The sequence below is a fragment of the Candidatus Nitronereus thalassa genome (assembly GCF_032191465.1).
GTDB lineage: Bacteria > Nitrospirota > Nitrospiria > Nitrospirales > UBA8639 > Nitronereus > Nitronereus thalassa.
Map to the genome: position 1 here is coordinate 1985432 of NZ_JAQOUE010000001.1, position 17514 is coordinate 2002945.

Consider the following 17514-nt stretch of genomic DNA (forward strand, 5'->3'; position numbering starts at 1 on the left):
CTTACCACCTCCCCTCTGCTGAACTTCGTTTGTTTTTAATGTAAAAATCATCATGAATCTACCAAATAAATATAGTTACTAATCAAGCAAATATTGAGCCATACAAAACACCAATGCCTTTTAATCATAACTTGTTGAATTAAAATACTAAATCATGATTTCTCACATATGAAGACTTTAATAATATGTTTCCAAAAGGTACCATCACATTTTATAAATTTTCCACCAATACGGTAATATTTAAGTGTTCTTATACAACAAAAATACAATTTTAATTCATAAAAACAATTAGTTAAGAATATTCTACAAAAAGTAATTTCAATATAAGAAAATGAAAATAATAAGACACATTCTATTGATTACTTTTGGTAACATTAAGAGATTAACCTATTAAGATATTGAAACAAATTAAATTTTTAAAATAATGCACACAAAAATTCGTTAATGATTTTGAAATTTCATAAATGAAACAGATAAATTGTAGGAGAAGTGAATATTCAATCGTTAAACCACAAATTGTTACTGAAAGGTAGCAAATTAAAAACCAGTAAATAACCCATTCCTATTCAGGTTACCTAGAACCATGCAAGACTATCCTAGGACGGCTGAAAAATAGTCAATGGGACAGAATTCCATTTTCCAGCACCATTATTACTCTTAAATAATCCACCGCCATTGGTCCCGCAATACAGAATTTTTGGATCTTTTGGATCCATGGCAAGGACCCGAATGTTTAAATTGCCCAAACCATCCTGCCGTGGCTCCCAATTTAATCCGCCATCCAGGCTTTCAAAAATCCCTTCGCTGGTGCCCATATATAGATGAAGGGTATTTTGGGGATTTACCAACAAACTACTTACATAGGGGTCACCTAGTCCTGTAACAATTTTTGTCCAAGACATTCCCTTATTGGAGGTCTTGAATAATCCCTTGGTAGTTCCAGCATAGACAGTCTTTGTATCAGAAGGATCAATTAGGAGTTGATTCACCCCCAAGGCCATTGAGGCCATTTTGGCATCCCCCGGAACCAAGCCATTATTTATCTTGACCCAATTTTCCGACCCATCAAAACTGCGATACACCCCCCCACTCGTCCCCGCGTACATTATGTTGTGATGTTCTGGATCAATGGCCAAAGCCACCACAAAATTTATTTCATTCATGCCCCTCATGCGTTCGGTCCAGGATTCCCCGCCATCCAGACTTCGAAATATTCCAACAGTAGTGGCTGCAAACAATATTTGAGTATCCGCAGGATGAAAGACTAACTGGTTCACATTGGCCGAAATAGTTCCTTTTTGAATACCCGCGTTACGAGGCAGCCAACGTCGTCCCCCATCAGGACTTTTGTACACCCCATCTGCCAATGTTCCCGCAAATACATTTGCCGGAAGAAGGGGGTCAATCACCAGATTCATCACTCGAATACGGCTCAACCCTTCGGTAAGCCGCTCCCAGCCCGCTCCTCCATCACGAGTTTTATACACACCTTCTTCTGTCGCGACATATATGATGTTGGTTTTAGTTGGGTGGATGGCCACGGCCGCTACCCGATCACTGCGTTGGCTGCATCCACCAAAACCCAACATGGCCACGAGTGCCAGGAAGATCACATTGTGAACCATTCTTTCCATATGACTCAGAATTAATTCCTGTCCATCTTTAGCTGTCCAGCATATCCTGTAAGTTCCACATAGCCCCTGCCCTGAACGGATCTTCCCCTATGCTGCCCATTAACATCCACCGCACCTTCCCAATACGTCACATTCGTACTTTTAGTGGTTCTCAATTCCTGATTATCCAACACCGGGTGGATTTGAAGGGAGAGTTGAGCCGATGGCACCTTAAGAACCCACTGAGAAGGATACCGAGCCTGGGAATTAGGGCTTATCCAATATTTTTGAACCTCGATACCCACATCTTTCAACTGAAGATGTTGGGACCGCCCATCTGGAAAAATAAGTGTTCCACTGGAAGCAGCATCGTAAGTTCCATCTTGCTTTCGCAAAAGGTAGACCATTAATTCCATCTGGGAGTCAAACTGCAAACTAAACCAGTCCCACCCAACTTGATCATCTCCTAATTCCCCAGACCCAAACTCATGATCCATCCAGCTTTGTCCGGAGACCTTCATGGCTTTGTCACCTACGGTCACCTGGCCCTTCGTCGCCAATCGAGTGAGAGAATAATAATGAGAAGCTTGCCCAGAATCCGCCCCTTTGCGACTGACACCCTCTTGGCCATGAATCACTGGAGCCTTTTCCAAATTCAGCTGGAGATCCAGCCCAAAGCCTCTCGCTGCAGCTCGAAGCTCAAAGACTTGATGATCGGGAGAAGCCGAGCGGACCGCCCATTGATCGATCCATACATCGAGACGCCCTGTGTCAGCCCCAGCCTTTCCCAAACCGGCACGACTAAGTTTCTCCGCAATGTGAAACGTTTTGAGTTCTACATCCGTTAAGGCGAAATGTGCAAAATACAATTGCGTCATGGCCCACCTAGAGGTCTTTTCCTGAACGTGCGGGAGATCAAGAGCTTTTCGAAAAAACGTGAGTTCATATCCAAAGCGTCGTCCCGCGTCAGAAAATAGATGGCCGGTGAAATACCACCATTCAAGACCATAGATGTCGTGAGAGCCATGATCACTAGGAAAAGAATAGATATAACCCGGTTCGGCTTGAACCCCCACTTGAGAGGGGGATGTAGGAAGGCCAATATCTGATACCGCGAAAATCGGAATCAGTCCCCCGAAAAAGAGGACTATCCCTAACACAAGGGCGACAACCGTATCCTGATTCCAGCATCGCCGTTTCTCCCCTTTCATTCAGACTCCTTGCAATTTTGACTTATGGAACCGCGGCTGCTTATAGCCTGCCATTTGTGAACAGACAATCGCCTTTCCTCATGCGGGCATTCACGATTTCCCAGTAAGATGATTTCACTTATGTCACGTTGACAATGCTTAAAAACCTTCGCTATCGTATCGAATGCCTGAATTAGATCGAACAACATCTTCCGATTCGGATGTCTTTCCCATTCCAGACGTCATTCCTCTCTTTCCGCTTCCCAATGTGGTGTTTTTTCCAAACACGTATTTGCCACTTCATATTTTCGAACCACGGTATCAGGAGATGATCACCGATGCCAGTCAGGTCGGCCAATGCATTGGCATGGTGCTGCTGAAGGACGGGTGGGAAAACGATTACTATGGCACGCCTCCGGTGTTTTCCCTTGGATGTGTAGGCCGAATCAAAAATGTTCAGCCGTTGGCGGATGGCCGATCGAATGTAATTCTCCAAGGATTATCCCGTTTCGATATTGAAGAAGAGTTTTTTGATACCAGCTATCGACGAGCCAAAATCTCCCTTCGCCCCAGCGAAACGTTTGAAGGACCGATCGAACCCGGCCTTCGATTAGGCCTGACGAAACTTGCCTTGGAATATCTACGGGCCCGCAAAGCGCAAGAACTCTGCAAATTGATTACCGCACAATCCATATTGGACACGGTGCTGATAAATAGCTTATCTTCGTGTTTAGATTTTACGCCATTTGAGAAACAGTTTTTATTAGAATCCGAAAGCTTGCAGCAACAAACTCGCCGCCTTATTGACCTGCTTCGATTTAAACTCGACGCGCAACAGCATTCTCAAGAGTTGGACTAATGCATCCCGCCATAGAAGCCAAAAGCTTGGGGAAGACCTACGGGTCTGTCACCGCCATTCACAACCTCTCCCTCACCATAAACACCGGGGAAATTTTTGGTCTTCTTGGACCCAACGGCGCGGGGAAAAGCACAACACTTCGAATTTTGATCACGGTCCTCCAACCCACAACCGGTACCGCCACTGTGCTTGGCCATGATGTCGCGAAAGAACCGGACACAGTCCGCAGCCTTATTGGATATGTACCCCAGGAGCGGGCCATTGATCGATTCCTCACCGGACGTGAGCATCTCGAGCTTTTAGGAGACTTGTATCATTTACCTAAAGCCCAGGCCCACCAACGAATCGCAGAATTGCTCAAATTAGTAAATCTGGAAGAGCAAGCCGACCGACCCGCGAAAACTTATTCTGGCGGAATGAAACGTAAACTGGATATCGCCTGTGGTTTATTGCCCAATCCAAAAATTGTGTTCCTCGATGAACCGACTCTTGGCCTGGATGTCCAAAGCCGCCTTCGCATATGGGATTATATCCGTCAATTGCGAGAACAGGGAATCACCATCGTGATGACGACGAACTACTTAGAAGAAGCCGATCAGCTCTGCGATCGACTAGCCATTATTGACGGAGGAAAGATTAAAGTCGTGGGGTCTCCCAAGGACCTCAAGGCGGGATTGGGAGGCGACCGGCTGACCTTGACCGTTCAAGAAAGCCAGCTTGAAAAACTGGATCAGCTTAGCCAAGAGGTCAAAACGCTTCCCTTCGTTCGAGACATACGCAGAAATGAAAATGGTTTGGATATCCGCGTCGAGTCACCAGAGAAATCGCTGCAGGGTGTTCTTGAAGTCGCCAATCGCATGAATTGCCAAGTGGAGGGCATTGAATATCATCGCCCACGCTTAGATGACGTGTTTGTCTCATTCACCGGCCATGCTTTAAAAGGGGAATATCCAGAAGTGGTGGAGGAGTAAAGCTTTCCTCCACAAGACGAAAAACAACCATCATGAACTTTCCACACTACAAACAAGAAGTCCTGGCTTTGACCCTGCGGTGGGTTCGACGCCTCAGTCGAGAAAAATTCAGCATGCTGTTTACACTGGTGCAACCCATGCTGTTCTGGCTGATATTTTTTGGGAGTCTTTTTCAACGTGCGGCTGATATCCAAGTGCTACAGGCCCCCAATTATATGAGTTTCCTCGCCGGGGGTGTTGTGGTGATGACGGTCTTGAATAATGGGTTGGCCGGAGGGGTCGACCTTCTGTTCGATAAAGAGAATGGATTTTTGGAGCGCATGATGTCGACGCCCATTCATCGCACCTCGGTTATTCTCAGCCGCTACCTGTTTGTGATGGCGATTACGGGTATGCAGATCTTAGTGATTTTGGGCATTGCTTTCCTCTTTGGCGTTCGCCCTGAAACCGGCCTGTTAGGAATTGCCGTCATTTTGGTCATTGGCATGTTGTTCGGGGTTGGCCTCACGGCGATTTCCATGGCAATGGCCTTTTCCGTCAAAAGTCATGGCGATTTTTTCTCGATGCTGGGCTTTCTGTCTTTGCCAATGATTTTTCTCAGTTCCGCATTGGTCCCCTTATCGGCTATGCCTGGATGGATGCAAGCGATGGCCTTTTTGAACCCGATGACTTGGGTGATTGATGCCGTTCGTCCCCTGATTATTACAGGATGGGAAGCCGCCATCCCGCAAGTCGCCATGGCATTGGGGATCCTGGCTATCTTCGATGCCATTTGCCTGTACGGCGGAGCCAAAGCGTTTCGGCGGGCTATTGGGTAATTCAGTGCGAGTAGTGCGAAATGAAGAACCAGTCGTTGGCTTGCGCTGAATTTTCAGAAAGTCAGATCCACGCCCTCATCCACCTGCTGTCTGACCCAGACCACCATATTGCACAAACCATTCATGACCAACTGGTATCTATTGGCCATCCCGCCCTGCCTCTTCTGGGCCTGGCTGAGAGGAACCAAGAAAACCCCATCCTATTAGATCGCCTCAGCTCCGTCATCGCCGACATCCGGTTCACAGATGTCGAACACGCATTCCAAGCTCTCACGACTTCTTCAACTGAAGAAGTCAATTTAGAAGCCGGTGCGTTTCTCATTGCACGCACGGCTTACCCAGACCTAGAAGTCCAATCCTATCAACGCCAAATCGAGGACATAGCCAACATTTTGAAACAACGGTGCGAACCCGGCCTCGCTCCCAGACAGGCCATTCAAACCATCAACCAACACATGTTCGTTGAACTGGGATTCAAAGGGAACATCCAAGATTATTACAATCCCAATAATAGTTTTTTGCACCAGGTTCTGGACCACCGTATAGGCATTCCCATTAGTTTATCCGTGCTGTACCTGTTGATCGCTCAACGCCTCAATGTCCCGGTAGTCGGAGTGGGCATGCCCGGCCATTTCATGGTGCGGTTAAAAGCAGAGCCCGTGTTTATCGATTGCTTCAATCAAGGAGTGGTCCTCTCGGAAAAAGACTGTGCGAAATTTTTAGATAAATATGGAGTCGACTTTGATAGCCACTATTTGGATCCTGTCTCAAACAACCAAATACTCGCCCGGATGATTCGAAACCTTGTGGCCATTTATCAGAAACGAGACGAGAGCAACCTGGCCGAACAATTCACTCGGCTCTTGAACATTGTGGAACCTCGTGAATGAATTCCTGCAATCACATCACACCACCCAAACCAGATTGCCCGATTCCCAGATCCATAGCGAACCACCGAGGGCAGGCCAATATCACATCGGTGCTCCTCCTCCTGATTGTCATCGTCGGGTCGGTATGGACCTGGAACCATCTCGACTTTGATACGCAGGATTTCATCATCGATGAAGTTCTGCCCATTGTCTTTTTATGCTTTGTCGCCACCCTTGGGATCTGGCTAAGTATCAGAAATTTTAAGCGCAGTAAAAATAAACTCAAGCGTCGAGACGTCTTAATTGAGCGATTCAAGCAGGAAAAGTCCCCAAGAAAACGTTTTGACTTGGCCATCGAATTGATCGAACTGAACAACTACAAACCCGATGGATTAGAAAGCATCTCAAAGGATATTGCCGAAGTGCTCATCCACACCTTCAAGCGCTCCCTTGGTGATAAACAGCATCGAATCAAAGGCATGGCCGCCAGCCACCTTGGAGTCATTCAACATCGAGAGAGCGTTCCGCTTCTTATGAAAGCTTTGGAGGACGATTTTGCCTATGTCCGCAGCAGTGCCGCGCTGGCATTAGGACGGATGCGCGCCACCGAAGCCAAAGCCAAGCTGGAATATACGATGAAGGAAGATTGGGATCAGACCGTCCGCAGTCGGTCGAGAGAAGCAGTGGAAAGGATGAGTTAGAGGGAAAGGCGCATGTTCGACGAAATCAGGAGCCTCGCCCTAGAATTGTTGCTGGCTGGCCACCTGATTCAGCGCATCTTGATCGGCAGGGGTTAGGCGATATCCTTTTTCAAACAACACCTGCATACCATCGGTGAGTACAGAAAATTCCGCGGTTTTCCGCACGGCATCAAACTTTCCATTGAGCTTAGCCAGAAGCTGGATCCCCTCCTCTTGTTTCAGAAAGTTCACCCCTAATGATTCCGAAACATCCTGAAGTTCGACCGCGTCATATTCTCCGTCGTCGTTCCGATCACCTACTAACGCAAATTGGAAAAAGGTGAGACTCAAGGAGAGAAAGGATTGTGTCTGAGCGAAGGCATCTCTCGCACCGATGATGCCGTCGGCATACTCCTTGGGGCAAGGACTCCCCTCGACACCTTGATCAATGGTTGGAAGAGAAATATTCTCCACATCGGGGCGAACCGTCGGCTTTTTCTTTAATTTCTCGTAATGCCAAATAGTACAAGTCTCCGCAGCTGCGAATTCCGCCTTATCCTTCCTGATTTGTTCAGAAATATGATTCGTAAACCCTCCGAACACGCCAGTCGTCATAGCCGCGAATAATACCGCCTCTCCACACCAAAATACTAAACTGGTCAGGACGATCAAGACCCCTCTGCGTTTGTAGATGAACCAATTTTGCATGACCATAGTATACCACCTCCCCACCGTAGGAACTAGAGAAAAAGCTCAAACCCCTCAATTTTGTGGAGATTTTTACCGATCGATTTGTCATGACCATCCAACCCATAAGGTGTAAAATATGACTATGGTTAACGAAACCGTCACGCTCGAAGGACACATCATTGATTCGCTCATCCTCGCAAAAGTCCTCGACACTATTCTGCAAATGGGTGGGACCTTTGACATGTCCGAAATGAAGGTGGGAGCGACGCGAGAGGATTCGTCCTTAACCAAAATCAAAGTGCAGGCGGAAACTCCCAAACTGCTCGAAGAAATCCTCCAGGCCATACAGCCCCATGGGGCCATCGTTGAAAAGGTTGCTAATTGTACTCTAGAACCAGCCCCAAAAGATGGAGTGCTCCCTGATTCTTTTTATGCGACCTCTCACCTTCCCACCCAAGTCCACATTAATGATCAATGGATCGATGTAGAACATATCGAAATGGATTTAGCCATTTGCGTCACCCTCGACCCGCCCACCGCTCGCACCGTGCCAATGGCTGAGGTGAAAGCCGGCGAAATGATCATCACTGGAAGGAACGGCGTTCGAGTGTTTCCATTGGAGCGACCCAAAGAACGTGATGTGTTCGCCTTTATGGAAGCCCAAGTGTCCTCAGAACGGCCCCATCAACACATCATCACCGATGTGGCCAACCGCATGAAATTGATCCGCGACAATCGGCAAAAGGCCCTTCTGCAAGGCGTAGGCACTTCCGACCCAAACCTTGGCACAAAAGTTCTCCTCGTCGGCGGACCAGCCATCGTACATGCGGGAGGCCGCGATGCCCTCTCCTGGCTTATCGATGAAGGTTTCATTCACGTGTTATTCTGCGGGAACGCCTTGGCAGCTCATGATATGGAAGCCAGCGTGTACGGCACCTCCCTTGGTTATGCCCTGTGCGCCGGACGCACCGTACCTCATGGGCACGAACATCACCTACGCACCATCAACAAGGTCCGGGCTGCGGGCAGCATCAAACAGGCGGTCGAGTCCGGGCTTATTAAAGACGGCATCATGGCATCTTGTGTTCGTCAACAAGTGGATATGGTGTTAGCCGGAAGTATTCGCGATGATGGCCCCCTGCCCGATGTCGTCACCGATTCGGTCAAAGCGCAAGCCGCTATGCGTGCGGCCCTACCTGGAGTAGGCTTGGCTCTCATGGTCGCCACGACTCTACATTCTATCGCTACAGGCAATTGTCTTCCGGCCAAAGTTCCCACCGTGTGTGTAGATATTAATCCCGCCGTCCCCACGAAACTTAGCGACCGCGGAAGCTTCCAAGCCGTAGGCCTCGTCATGGATTCTTCATCCTTCCTCAAACAATTAGCCCAAGAACTCAGCTGGCGTGGGTAATAAGGTGAGCCGCATTCTCGTGTGTCCACCGGATTATTTTGGGATTGAGTATGAAATCAATCCGTGGATGCGTGTGTCCGATGCCACCGATTCAGAAAAGAGTAAAGCGCAGTGGCATGAATTGGCCCGCGTGTTGGAAGAAGATGTCGGCACCAAACTCGAACGGATGACACCCATCAAGGGCTTGCCGGATCTTGTTTTCACTGCCAACGCAGGAGTGGTAGATGAGGGCAAGGCTGTTCCCAGCCGATTCCGACATCAAGAACGGCAAGGCGAAGAAGCCCACTTTGAACGGTGGTTTAAAGAACAAGGCTACCAGGTGATACTCCTGGAACCGGATTGTTATTTTGAAGGAGCCGGAGACTTGCTCGGCTTTCCCGATGCCTGGTTTGGCGGATACCGCCAACGCACCGACATTAAAGCTTATAACGTCTTAAGCGAGATCTATGGCAAACAAATTTTGCCGCTGGAGCTTGTCTCCCCGCAGTTTTATCACCTCGACACCTGCTTCTGTCCATTAAGCGGTGGCGAACTCATGTACTATCCTGCGGCCTTCGACACCTACGCCCAAGCTACTATTGCGCATCGCGTGGAAGAGCATCGCCGCATCATCGTGCCTCAAGCCGAAGCCGAACGCTTCGCCTGCAACTCCGTATGTGTGGGCAAACATGTCGTCCTCCCCGCCGGCTGCCCAGAAACCATGGCCATGCTCCAAGACCGAGGCTACACCCCCCACCCCGTCAATCTCGACCAATTCCTAAAATCCGGCGGCTCCGCCAAATGCCTGACTCTTGCACTTGATCAATAAGTTCCGCACAATTAGCAAAGTTTGAGAGTCTTTTTCTTCTCTCCTGCGTTGGGCGTGGCTTCGTCTCCGTCCCGAATTGACTTCTCGGCGAAGGCTGTTTGAGCAGAGCGAGTTCCTGAGCCATCCCATTCGGGACGGAGACAAAGGAACCCGAAGGGCCGCGCACAAGCAAAAATGGTTTTGGGCCCTTTTGCCGAAACAAAAGGACCTCGTCGCGCGGGGCTGAAACCCCACATAAAAAATTCTTCTTTTTAAATCTTATGGCGACCGAACAATACTTCGAAATTTCACCCGATCCCGACAATGCCAAACGCATTCGCAAAGAACGCGACAAAGCGCGAGAACTCAAACGCACGCCCTGGTGGAAAAACCAACTCCACAAAGGTACCTGCCACTACTGCGAAAAACAGTTCCCCCCCGACCAACTCTCCATGGACCACATCGTCCCCCTAGCGCGAGGCGGAAAATCCACCAAAGGCAACATCGTCCCATCCTGCATGGAATGCAACAGAAAGAAAAATCTCGAAACACCAGCGGAGACTGCTTTGCGAACGATTGCTAATCAACCGGAAGAAAATTCTCAGCCTTAGGGATAGGATCCTTCTCTTTTTTAGCCCTGTACTTTCTAAAATGAGTGAATTACGATTGAATCTTGGAACTTGCCTCTAGGAGGAAACAAAATGGGAATACAGGATCTCCTTAAAGCCAAACGAAACGAAATCCTTGATCTGACCGCCAAACATGGAGCCACAAAGGTTCGCATCATTGGGTCAGTTGCCCGAAGGGAAGAAACCCCTGAAAGTGATATTGACTTTCTTGTTGAGATGGAAGCTGGCCGAAGCCTGCTTGACCACGCAGCTCTGATTCTAGATCTGGAAGAATTGCTGAATCGAAAAGTCGATGTTGCCTCAGAGCGTGGCCTTCGCCCACGAGTGCGGCAGCGTGTTTTACAGGAAGCCGTTCCTCTATGAGGAACGACAAGGAGCGGCTTCAAGACATTCTCGAAGCCATTGAACGAATTGAACGATATACACCTGATGGCCGACACCGATTTGAACAAGAAGAACTGCTTCAAACTTGGATGGTCCACCATATTCAAATCATTGGCGAAGCCGCGAGAAAACTTTCCGATTCAGTTCGAAAAGACCATTCTGAAATACCATGGCCCCAAATTATTACCATGCGCAATGTTCTCGTTCATGACTACTTTGGACTAGACCTACAAGAAGTTTGGATGGTCGTGGAACGAGATATTCCCAACCTCAAACCAAGAATTGAAGCCATTCTTCGAAACATGGAGAAATCGGCTTAAGAAGCCAATCTTTTCCTAATAGGCTACCACGATCAACAATCCCCCCAGACCAACTCTCCATGGACCACATCGTCCCCCTAGCCAGAGGCGGCAAATCGACAAAGGGAAACATCGTCCCATCCTGTGTAGAGTGCAACCGAAAGAAAAAACTCGAAACGCCCGCCGAAGTGGTGCTAAGGAAACTTTTTGAAAAGTGAGTGAAATAGGACGGAGCAAATGACTTGATGGCAGTCGAAATCTAAAGTTGGTTTATTCTAAAATCTTCTTCGTCAATTTTTCCCTCACGGATTTTCTTCCTACGAGTCTCAACTGCTCGCAGTCCTTCATTAATGACATACAGAAGGTTCTCTGCTCCCTTTCCATCGCTACCGACATCAAATACAGTCGTGGATCCAACATAATAGACCTCGATACAGTTCAGCACATCTGCAATGGCCTTAAGTGAGGTTTTTATAGCTAAACGACTCGCAGGTGCCAATGCCTCGGCAGATTGATTTAGAGATAATGCAAGATCATTATGTGCAAGTTTCCTATTTCTCCAATCTCGGACAAATATTGCTCTTTCCATTGCAACATCAATCGTCCCTTCAACCTTTAAAGCAATTGTTTCTTCTCTAATTAACCCTCTCAGTCGTTTTAACGATAAATTAGACTTTTGACCCATTTCAGGAGGATCCGTTAAACGTGCAATCTGCAAAACTATCTGCTCCCAAAGGGAATCTTGAACTATTCGAAAAAATAGAGGGGAGGCATCATTTAACAGACGTATCCTTGTTTCTTTTTCCCCAAATAATACGACGTATTCACCCCACCGTATGTGTAACCGAGTAACTTCCTGCCATAATTCGTTAAATACTGCCCCTAGTTCCGGCCCCATTTTCTCGATGTAGGGTTGCTTTACCTCATCTGGAGAATGATATCTTGTCATCTTAGTCCACTTTCAGTTTTCGTTTACTTACATTTAAGGCATATTGTAAGAGTTTCCCATATTCCTCTCGAAATGCCCCATCAACTGTCCGGATACAAACCTTCTAATGCTTCAAACCGCTCCTTGGCTTTCTTGGCCCATTCCGAATCAGGATGATCGCGAATGATCTGCTGATACAATTCTTTCGCGTGCTTAAAATTTGTCTGCTTCTCCTCAAACTGGGCAGTCCCAAATAAACTCTCCGGACTCTCCCCCCCACACCCCATCATCAAAGCAAACAGTAATCCTAAAATGACCAAAAATAGCGAAGCTGTTTTTGATTTTTTCCTAACCATAATCTCCTCCCGTTTATTCTCATTTAGCTTTCCCGCGTTGGGCGCGGCGGAGTTTCCGTCCCAAATCGACTTCATTGGCGAAGGTTGTTTGAGTGGAGAGGTGGCTTTGCACCTCGGAGCGAGTTCCTGAGCCATCTTATTCGGGACGGAAACGGAGGAACCCGCAGGGCCGCGCACAGGCAAACATGGTTTTGGGTCCTTTTGCCGAAACAAAAGGACCTCGTCGCGCGGGGACGAAACCCGCATGAAATAATTCTCATCACCATTTGAATGAAGCTTTCAGTTCAACGTCTCATCATCATGATCCACCGCCAAATATTCAACAACCCTCCCAGCGAAGCCGCAACATACGTCAAGGCCGCGGCTGTTAAAATCTTTCTCGCTCCTTCCATATCCTTCGTAGAAATATAATGCCCTTGCTCCAACACAGGGAGTGCTCGACGAAAGCTCGCATCCCATTCCACAGGCAAGGTCACTAGATGTACCAACGCGCCAATCGACATGACGGCCAGGCCCGCCATAAACACGAATACCCCCCCGGCTGGTGATCGAGTCAGCCCGGCTATAATCGGAATGCCCATCATGATAAACGAACCCGCCTTCTCGGCGCCCTGGGCGACCCGTACTAATTTCGTACGTTCATGCAGTGGTTTGTAGCGCGTTTTATCCTGAATCGCATGTCCAACCTCATGGGCTGCGACGGTGACCGCGGTAAGAGACTTGCCGTTATAATTGTCAGGAAGAAGGCGCACGACTTTTGTGAGTGGATCATAATGGTCGCCAAGCTCTGTGGTTTCTACCTTCACGTCCTTCATGTCAAACCGATCGAGCAAATGCCGCGCGAGCTCACCACCCGTTCCAGCATATTCATCTCGATGACTTCGATATTTACGAAAGACATACTTCGTCCAAAGCTGAGGGCCCAGAAGCACTCCTAATATAAGGATGATCAACACTACGCCGCGTACCACCAACACGTCCTTTCACTATCAATGCACTTCAGAATACCAATTTCTTTCAATGAGGGCACCAGGTAATTCCCAACGAGAACGATCCTACAACGGGATGACCATTCTAATCAGACAAAATATACCTAAGACACCCTAGCCTTTCCCCATCGAGGATTCCACGAGTTGACAGACTGAACATAATAGGGTTTATTGCCACATTAATTTTAACCCATTGTTGCCACAGGAGTACCTGACCCGCTGAAGAAGAAAGCCATATACATCTGATACCTTCACTGTCTCCTCCGCCTCCAAACGCAGCTTCAGCATTCAACGCCTTTGTGAAACCCTAAGAAATAGATGACCTTTGTTCACCATCCATTGTTGAAGAAGCTTTTCCTTCACCTCAGGTCTCTCTGTAAAATTCCCATTGCTATTAGTCTCTTTTTCATATCGTGCCTTCTCCTGCTTTCATCCATTCCCAGTTTTGCCGATGAGTTGCGGCTGCGTTCCGTAGGAATTCGTGGGGCGTTTGATATTCCTGAGGTAAATATCTTTCGGCTGAATTTTGATAATGCCGATGCCAACTCAGTGAACTTTCAACAATATGATGTGACTGTGGTCTTGGATCTCCCGTGGGGCTGGCGGGTACCCTATCTTTTCTGCTCCGCTTCTAACAAGAAATCATGTTCTTCGTCTCTGGAAAATGGGTGGGAAATTCGGTTTCTTGCCAACGGCTCCGCCGGGTTGATAAATGGCGGAGGTGATACTGGCTTCATCGGCACTCTCGGGCCTGGAATCGCATTACGAAAACCCGATTGGCGTGTGGGCATTGATTTAGGGGGAGGATGGGCATTCTTGTCTGACTACACTTTTGGTGCACAGAATTTGGGAGGTGTCGTTCAATTCATTGGGCATCTAGGAATCACCGCGGACCTTGGATGGAACCTTCTAGGGAGCATCCGATTTTTTCATATGTCCGATGCCGGTGTTTATGGCAATGATAACGTCGGCATTGATTTTTACATGTTTGAACTCGGCTACAAATTTAACATGCCGCTATTTCAGTAACCTCTTCCTGGCGGAGTCTTTCTCAAACACAGTTCTCCAAAAATTAAGACGAACAGCTCACCACAATATGTTTCCCCCAATCCGGTGGCGGGGTCGCATACTCATTCATTTCGGGTTGGTCATCGAAGGGGTGGCGAAGGAGTTCTAGTAACCGATCAATTTCTGAATAGTCCTGCTGTTCCGTGGCTCGTTGAATGGCTACCTGCGCGAGATAATTCCGCAATATATATTTCGGATTGCAGTGATCCATGCGAACTTTCCGCTCGGCATCGACACTGCGTTCGGCTTTCAACCTGGCCTGATAGCGTTCAGCCCACCAATCAAATCCTTCTCGATCAAGAAATTGATCGCGAATCTCCGCATTCGCGCCAGGATCATCCTGCTTAAAATTACCCAAGGCTCTGAAGAAATTGGTGTAATCGACGTGATTGCTGTGCATCTGCGCAAAGAGATCTCTTCGAAGTTTGTCGTCCCCCTCGTGGGTTTCTTGCAGGCCCAATTTGGCCTGCATCAACTCGGCATAGGTCTTGAGCATGGTCTCTTCATAGAGTTCTGGTGCACCAGCGAGATCGGATTCTTCCACCAACGGGGAGAGCGCCTGCGCAATCGCTCGAACATTCCAATACCCAATGTCCGGTTGATTTTGAAACGAGTACCGGCCTTGATGATCCGAATGATTCGGGATAAATCCAGGATTAAAGTCATTCATGAACCCGTATGGGCCATAGTCCAATGTCAACCCAAGGATCGACATGTTGTCGGTATTCATCACACCATGTGCCCACCCCACGGCTTGCCAATGCGCAATCATCACCCCGGTGCGTCGGGCAATCTCGGCAAGAAAGCGGCGATATTTTGCATCATCGTCAATCCACTCAGGAAAGTGCTCGGCAACCACATAATCCGCCAATGTTTTGAGATGTTCCTGTTGTCGCCGGTAAAAGAACACCTCAAAACTTCCAAAGCGCACATGCGTCGGCGCCATGCGAATGAGCATGGCCCCAGGCTCTGGTCGTTCGCGCAATACGCCTTCATCGCCGCCAATAATACAGAGCGACCGTGTGGTGGGAATGCCCAAGCCATGCATGGCTTCGCCACAGAGATATTCCCGAATTGTGGATCGTAATACCGCACGGCCATCGCCGTCGCGGGAAAATCGCGTCATTCCAGCGCCCTTTAATTGCAGATCCCACTTTTCCCCTCGGCTATTTCGCACTTCCCCCAACAATATCGCCCGACCGTCTCCCAGCTGCGGCACATAGTGACCAAACTGATGACCGGCATAGAGCATGGCAATCGGGTCGCTTCCCGGCAACAACTGTTTTCCGCCAAACGCTTGATGAAACTCAGGCCGCTTGGCTTGGTCAGGATCGAGATCGATTAATTCCCCTGCCCCCGGGTTAAAACTCACCAAATGAGTTTCAGGAAACCCGGTTGGCATGACCCTTTCGAAAAATACGTCGGGCAAGCGGGTATAGGTATTGTCGAAAGGTAATTGTTCAAGTGTGTTCATGGGTTCATTATCTTCCAGCCACACCGCAGCTGCAAGTCAGGGCATTGCAAAGAACAGCCGAAAAAGCTGAGGATACGCCACACGCCTAAGTTTGCCGGTCATTTTTCCATCCTTCCCAACGGGAAAAGGAAGGCCTGCCATGAAAGCACATTATCTCGGGCACGTCGTGTTTTACGTGAAAGATATTGAGGTATCCTTGAAGTTTTATCGAGACCTATTAGGTTTTCAAGAAATAGGGAAAATTTTTAATGGCAAAGCCGTCGCCCTCACGTCGGGACGCACTCATCACGAATTACTGCTCATCCAAGTAGGCGATGCTCCAGCACCACCATCAGGACTCCGGCGCGGGCTCTACCATATCGGCATCAAAATTGGGGATAGCTTGGATGACCTTCGCCAGGCCAAGCAGGAATTAAAACACGCAGGTGTTCCCATCACCGGGATGAGCGACCATACGGTAAGTCAAAGCCTCTATCTCGCTGACCCTGATGCGAATGAAATCGAATTGAATGTCGATGCAGATGAACAAATCTGGAAGGAAAATCCGTCTGCCGTTTTGTCGCCAATTAAACCGCTGGTGTTGTAGTCGATAATCAACCTAGATGCCTTATAAAAGGGTCAGCACCCACAATGTATAATGCCGACCCTTTCTGAAAAATCAGCCCTAAACACATTAAATCGCAGTTCTTAATCGATCCAAACAACCACCCCAGCCTTCGTTGTGCTTTTCACGAGACTCAGGATTGGGGAACTGTTCATGAGTCAGAACCATTTCCGTCTCGCCATCACGATTTCGAAATTCTACGGTGACCAACGTTTCCGTCGTCGCTCCAGGCTCCGTATCTCCACACCCTCCACCAGCTTCCCACGCCCACGTGAAGACAAGTTTACCAGGTGCAGAGATTTCCTTATACGTGCCGCCCACAATATGGGACTCTCCATTTGGTGCTAGCATCTGAATCCGGTACTTTCCACCAACTCGAAGGTCTACCTCCACCGAGGGTGTTTTAAAATCATCACTCGGACCAAACCACTGCTTCAAGGCTTCCGGTGTTGTCCAAGCCTCGAAGACTTTTTCTCGAGGGGCCTGGTAGATCTTTGTGATCTGGATTGAGGTTTGGCTGTTTGCCGTAGAGTTTGCCATGATGTGTGCTCCTTTGCTGGTCGTTGCGAGAGGTATTTTCCCAAAGAGTTCAATCGTCCTTCCCAAAATTTCTGATGGAACGCAAACCAATCTTGTGCATGCCGTAGCGGCTCAATATTTAAATGACAGTGATGCACCCGGCCAGCCTTTTGTCTGAACAACAACCCGGCTTCTTCGAGAATTCGAAGGTGTTTGGAAATGGCTGGCAGCGATACACGAAAGGGTTGAGCCAACTCCTTGACCGTCGCACTCTCAATAGCCAGTCGCTGCACAATGGCCCGACGCGTGGGGTCGGCCAACGCCGCGAAAGTAGAATCCAAAGGCTGATGCACATAGTTAACCATATGGTTAACTA

At 48.3% G+C, this 17514-nt stretch carries 22 protein-coding genes and 1 pseudogene; 14 read left to right on the top strand and 9 right to left on the bottom strand.

The genetic code is table 11. The features are described from left to right. Window positions 1-596: 596 nt before the first annotated feature. Both PPG34_RS08860 and PPG34_RS08865 read right to left on the bottom strand, forming a co-directional pair. Window positions 597-1625, bottom strand: a complete 1029-nt coding sequence (locus PPG34_RS08860) for a WD40/YVTN/BNR-like repeat-containing protein (protein ID WP_313832871.1) — start codon at window positions 1623-1625, stop codon at window positions 597-599. A 20-nt stretch (window positions 1626-1645) separates the two neighbouring features. Then, complete coding sequence (locus tag PPG34_RS08865) at window positions 1646-2824, bottom strand: lipocalin-like domain-containing protein (RefSeq protein WP_313832872.1); 1179 nt, start codon at window positions 2822-2824, stop codon at window positions 1646-1648. A 163-nt stretch (window positions 2825-2987) separates the two neighbouring features. Here PPG34_RS08865 and PPG34_RS08870 point away from each other — a divergent pair, with 163 nt between their 5' ends. The 5 genes from PPG34_RS08870 to PPG34_RS08890 are packed head-to-tail and all read left to right on the top strand — an operon-like array spanning window position 2988 to window position 7021. After that, a complete protein-coding gene (locus tag PPG34_RS08870; protein ID WP_313832873.1) occupies window positions 2988-3662 on the top strand; it encodes an LON peptidase substrate-binding domain-containing protein in 675 nt (224 codons plus the stop codon). Then, entirely contained in the window at window positions 3662-4633 is a 972-nt protein-coding gene (locus tag PPG34_RS08875) for an ATP-binding cassette domain-containing protein (RefSeq protein ID WP_313832874.1), read from the top strand. Before PPG34_RS08870 ends, PPG34_RS08875 begins: the two co-directional genes overlap by 1 nt. A gap of 32 nt (window positions 4634-4665) precedes the next feature. Further along, the gene (locus tag PPG34_RS08880; protein WP_313832875.1) at window positions 4666-5451 is read left to right on the top strand and encodes an ABC transporter permease; all 786 of its coding nucleotides are present in this window, start codon (window positions 4666-4668) and stop codon (window positions 5449-5451) included. Between the two features lie 20 nt (window positions 5452-5471). Then, window positions 5472-6341: a SirB1 family protein gene (locus tag PPG34_RS08885; protein WP_313832876.1), complete on the top strand. Its 870-nt coding sequence runs from the start codon at window positions 5472-5474 to the stop codon at window positions 6339-6341. Further along, on the top strand, window positions 6338-7021 hold the full coding sequence (locus PPG34_RS08890; RefSeq protein WP_313832877.1) for a HEAT repeat domain-containing protein: 684 nt from the start codon (window positions 6338-6340) through the stop codon (window positions 7019-7021). Before PPG34_RS08885 ends, PPG34_RS08890 begins: the two co-directional genes overlap by 4 nt. 39 nt (window positions 7022-7060) lie before the next feature. On the opposite strand, the gene PPG34_RS08895 is transcribed toward PPG34_RS08890, so the two are convergent. Then, entirely contained in the window at window positions 7061-7714 is a 654-nt protein-coding gene (locus PPG34_RS08895) for a hypothetical protein (protein WP_313832878.1), read from the bottom strand. 112 nt (window positions 7715-7826) lie between these two features. Here PPG34_RS08895 and PPG34_RS08900 point away from each other — a divergent pair, with 112 nt between their 5' ends. From PPG34_RS08900 to PPG34_RS18355, 6 genes are all read left to right on the top strand, one after another. Continuing rightward, window positions 7827-9101 carry an ornithine cyclodeaminase, nickel-pincer nucleotide-dependent gene (locus PPG34_RS08900; RefSeq protein ID WP_313832879.1) on the top strand — a complete coding sequence of 425 codons (1275 nt, stop codon included), beginning with the start codon at window positions 7827-7829 and terminating at the stop codon, window positions 9099-9101. Then, window positions 9094-9909: a dimethylarginine dimethylaminohydrolase family protein gene (locus tag PPG34_RS08905; protein ID WP_313832880.1), complete on the top strand. Its 816-nt coding sequence runs from the start codon at window positions 9094-9096 to the stop codon at window positions 9907-9909. Before PPG34_RS08900 ends, PPG34_RS08905 begins: the two co-directional genes overlap by 8 nt. Before the next feature lie 260 nt (window positions 9910-10169). Then, window positions 10170-10499, top strand: a complete 330-nt coding sequence (locus PPG34_RS08910) for an HNH endonuclease (protein WP_313832881.1) — start codon at window positions 10170-10172, stop codon at window positions 10497-10499. 90 nt (window positions 10500-10589) lie between these two features. Then, the gene (locus tag PPG34_RS08915) at window positions 10590-10880 is read left to right on the top strand and encodes a nucleotidyltransferase family protein (RefSeq protein WP_313832882.1); all 291 of its coding nucleotides are present in this window, start codon (window positions 10590-10592) and stop codon (window positions 10878-10880) included. Beyond that, on the top strand, window positions 10877-11221 hold the full coding sequence (locus PPG34_RS08920; protein WP_313832883.1) for a HepT-like ribonuclease domain-containing protein: 345 nt from the start codon (window positions 10877-10879) through the stop codon (window positions 11219-11221). The genes PPG34_RS08915 and PPG34_RS08920 overlap by 4 nt, the downstream gene beginning before the upstream one ends. 38 nt (window positions 11222-11259) lie before the next feature. Next, window positions 11260-11418, top strand: coding sequence for an HNH endonuclease (locus PPG34_RS18355; protein ID WP_420888094.1), 159 nt, complete (start codon window positions 11260-11262; stop codon window positions 11416-11418). Window positions 11419-11459: 41 nt separating this feature from the next. Here PPG34_RS18355 and PPG34_RS08925 read toward each other — a convergent pair whose 3' ends face one another. The 3 genes from PPG34_RS08925 to PPG34_RS08935 form a co-directional block, all read right to left on the bottom strand. After that, window positions 11460-12149: an AbiU2 domain-containing protein gene (locus PPG34_RS08925; RefSeq protein WP_313832884.1), complete on the bottom strand. Its 690-nt coding sequence runs from the start codon at window positions 12147-12149 to the stop codon at window positions 11460-11462. 80 nt (window positions 12150-12229) lie between these two features. Beyond that, window positions 12230-12730, bottom strand: coding sequence for a tetratricopeptide repeat protein (locus PPG34_RS08930; RefSeq protein ID WP_313832886.1), 501 nt, complete (start codon window positions 12728-12730; stop codon window positions 12230-12232). 38 nt (window positions 12731-12768) lie between these two features. Then, on the bottom strand, window positions 12769-13455 hold the full coding sequence (locus PPG34_RS08935) for a zinc metallopeptidase (protein WP_313832887.1): 687 nt from the start codon (window positions 13453-13455) through the stop codon (window positions 12769-12771). 336 nt (window positions 13456-13791) lie between these two features. On the opposite strand from PPG34_RS08935, the gene PPG34_RS08940 reads away from it, so the two are divergent. Then, the gene (locus tag PPG34_RS08940) at window positions 13792-14502 is read left to right on the top strand and encodes an acyloxyacyl hydrolase (protein ID WP_313832888.1); all 711 of its coding nucleotides are present in this window, start codon (window positions 13792-13794) and stop codon (window positions 14500-14502) included. A 43-nt stretch (window positions 14503-14545) separates the two neighbouring features. On the opposite strand, the gene PPG34_RS08945 is transcribed toward PPG34_RS08940, so the two are convergent. After that, window positions 14546-16015, bottom strand: coding sequence for a protein adenylyltransferase SelO (locus tag PPG34_RS08945; protein WP_313832889.1), 1470 nt, complete (start codon window positions 16013-16015; stop codon window positions 14546-14548). A 139-nt stretch (window positions 16016-16154) separates the two neighbouring features. Between PPG34_RS08945 and PPG34_RS08950 the strand changes: the two genes are divergently transcribed. Further along, entirely contained in the window at window positions 16155-16601 is a 447-nt protein-coding gene (locus PPG34_RS08950) for a VOC family protein (protein WP_313832890.1), read from the top strand. 87 nt (window positions 16602-16688) lie between these two features. Here the strand turns inward: PPG34_RS08950 and PPG34_RS08955 are convergent, their stop codons facing one another. Beyond that, window positions 16689-17159 (bottom strand): SRPBCC family protein, encoded by a 471-nt coding sequence (locus PPG34_RS08955; RefSeq protein WP_313832891.1) that lies wholly within the window; start codon window positions 17157-17159, stop codon window positions 16689-16691. Between PPG34_RS08955 and PPG34_RS08960 the strand changes: the two genes are divergently transcribed. Then, the gene (locus PPG34_RS08960) at window positions 17158-17316 is read left to right on the top strand and encodes a hypothetical protein (protein WP_313832892.1); all 159 of its coding nucleotides are present in this window, start codon (window positions 17158-17160) and stop codon (window positions 17314-17316) included. The two genes, PPG34_RS08955 and PPG34_RS08960, sit on opposite strands and share 2 nt — an antisense overlap. 1 nt (window position 17317) lies before the next feature. Here PPG34_RS08960 and PPG34_RS18360 read toward each other — a convergent pair. Beyond that, window positions 17318-17503, bottom strand: a pseudogene (locus PPG34_RS18360) (ArsR/SmtB family transcription factor); the annotation flags it as partial. Window positions 17504-17514 lie beyond the last annotated feature (11 nt).

Coding starts and splice junctions, on each gene's coding strand:
- PPG34_RS08925 (WP_313832884.1), bottom strand. CDS start 12,149: ATGACAAGATATCATTCTCCAGATGAGGTAAAGCAACCCTACATCGAG.
- PPG34_RS08960 (WP_313832892.1), top strand. CDS start 17,158: ATGATGTGTGCTCCTTTGCTGGTCGTTGCGAGAGGTATTTTCCCAAAG.
- PPG34_RS08860 (WP_313832871.1), bottom strand. CDS start 1,625: ATGGTTCACAATGTGATCTTCCTGGCACTCGTGGCCATGTTGGGTTTT.
- PPG34_RS08955 (WP_313832891.1), bottom strand. CDS start 17,159: ATGGCAAACTCTACGGCAAACAGCCAAACCTCAATCCAGATCACAAAG.
- PPG34_RS08870 (WP_313832873.1), top strand. CDS start 2,988: ATGCCTGAATTAGATCGAACAACATCTTCCGATTCGGATGTCTTTCCC.
- PPG34_RS08915 (WP_313832882.1), top strand. CDS start 10,590: ATGGGAATACAGGATCTCCTTAAAGCCAAACGAAACGAAATCCTTGAT.
- PPG34_RS08940 (WP_313832888.1), top strand. CDS start 13,792: ATGACCTTTGTTCACCATCCATTGTTGAAGAAGCTTTTCCTTCACCTC.
- PPG34_RS08920 (WP_313832883.1), top strand. CDS start 10,877: ATGAGGAACGACAAGGAGCGGCTTCAAGACATTCTCGAAGCCATTGAA.
- PPG34_RS08895 (WP_313832878.1), bottom strand. CDS start 7,714: ATGGTCATGCAAAATTGGTTCATCTACAAACGCAGAGGGGTCTTGATC.
- PPG34_RS08950 (WP_313832890.1), top strand. CDS start 16,155: ATGAAAGCACATTATCTCGGGCACGTCGTGTTTTACGTGAAAGATATT.
- PPG34_RS08910 (WP_313832881.1), top strand. CDS start 10,170: ATGGCGACCGAACAATACTTCGAAATTTCACCCGATCCCGACAATGCC.
- PPG34_RS08900 (WP_313832879.1), top strand. CDS start 7,827: ATGACTATGGTTAACGAAACCGTCACGCTCGAAGGACACATCATTGAT.
- PPG34_RS08945 (WP_313832889.1), bottom strand. CDS start 16,015: ATGAACACACTTGAACAATTACCTTTCGACAATACCTATACCCGCTTG.
- PPG34_RS08885 (WP_313832876.1), top strand. CDS start 5,472: ATGAAGAACCAGTCGTTGGCTTGCGCTGAATTTTCAGAAAGTCAGATC.
- PPG34_RS08930 (WP_313832886.1), bottom strand. CDS start 12,730: ATGCGGGTTTCGTCCCCGCGCGACGAGGTCCTTTTGTTTCGGCAAAAG.
- PPG34_RS08880 (WP_313832875.1), top strand. CDS start 4,666: ATGAACTTTCCACACTACAAACAAGAAGTCCTGGCTTTGACCCTGCGG.
- PPG34_RS08890 (WP_313832877.1), top strand. CDS start 6,338: ATGAATTCCTGCAATCACATCACACCACCCAAACCAGATTGCCCGATT.
- PPG34_RS08875 (WP_313832874.1), top strand. CDS start 3,662: ATGCATCCCGCCATAGAAGCCAAAAGCTTGGGGAAGACCTACGGGTCT.
- PPG34_RS08865 (WP_313832872.1), bottom strand. CDS start 2,824: ATGAAAGGGGAGAAACGGCGATGCTGGAATCAGGATACGGTTGTCGCC.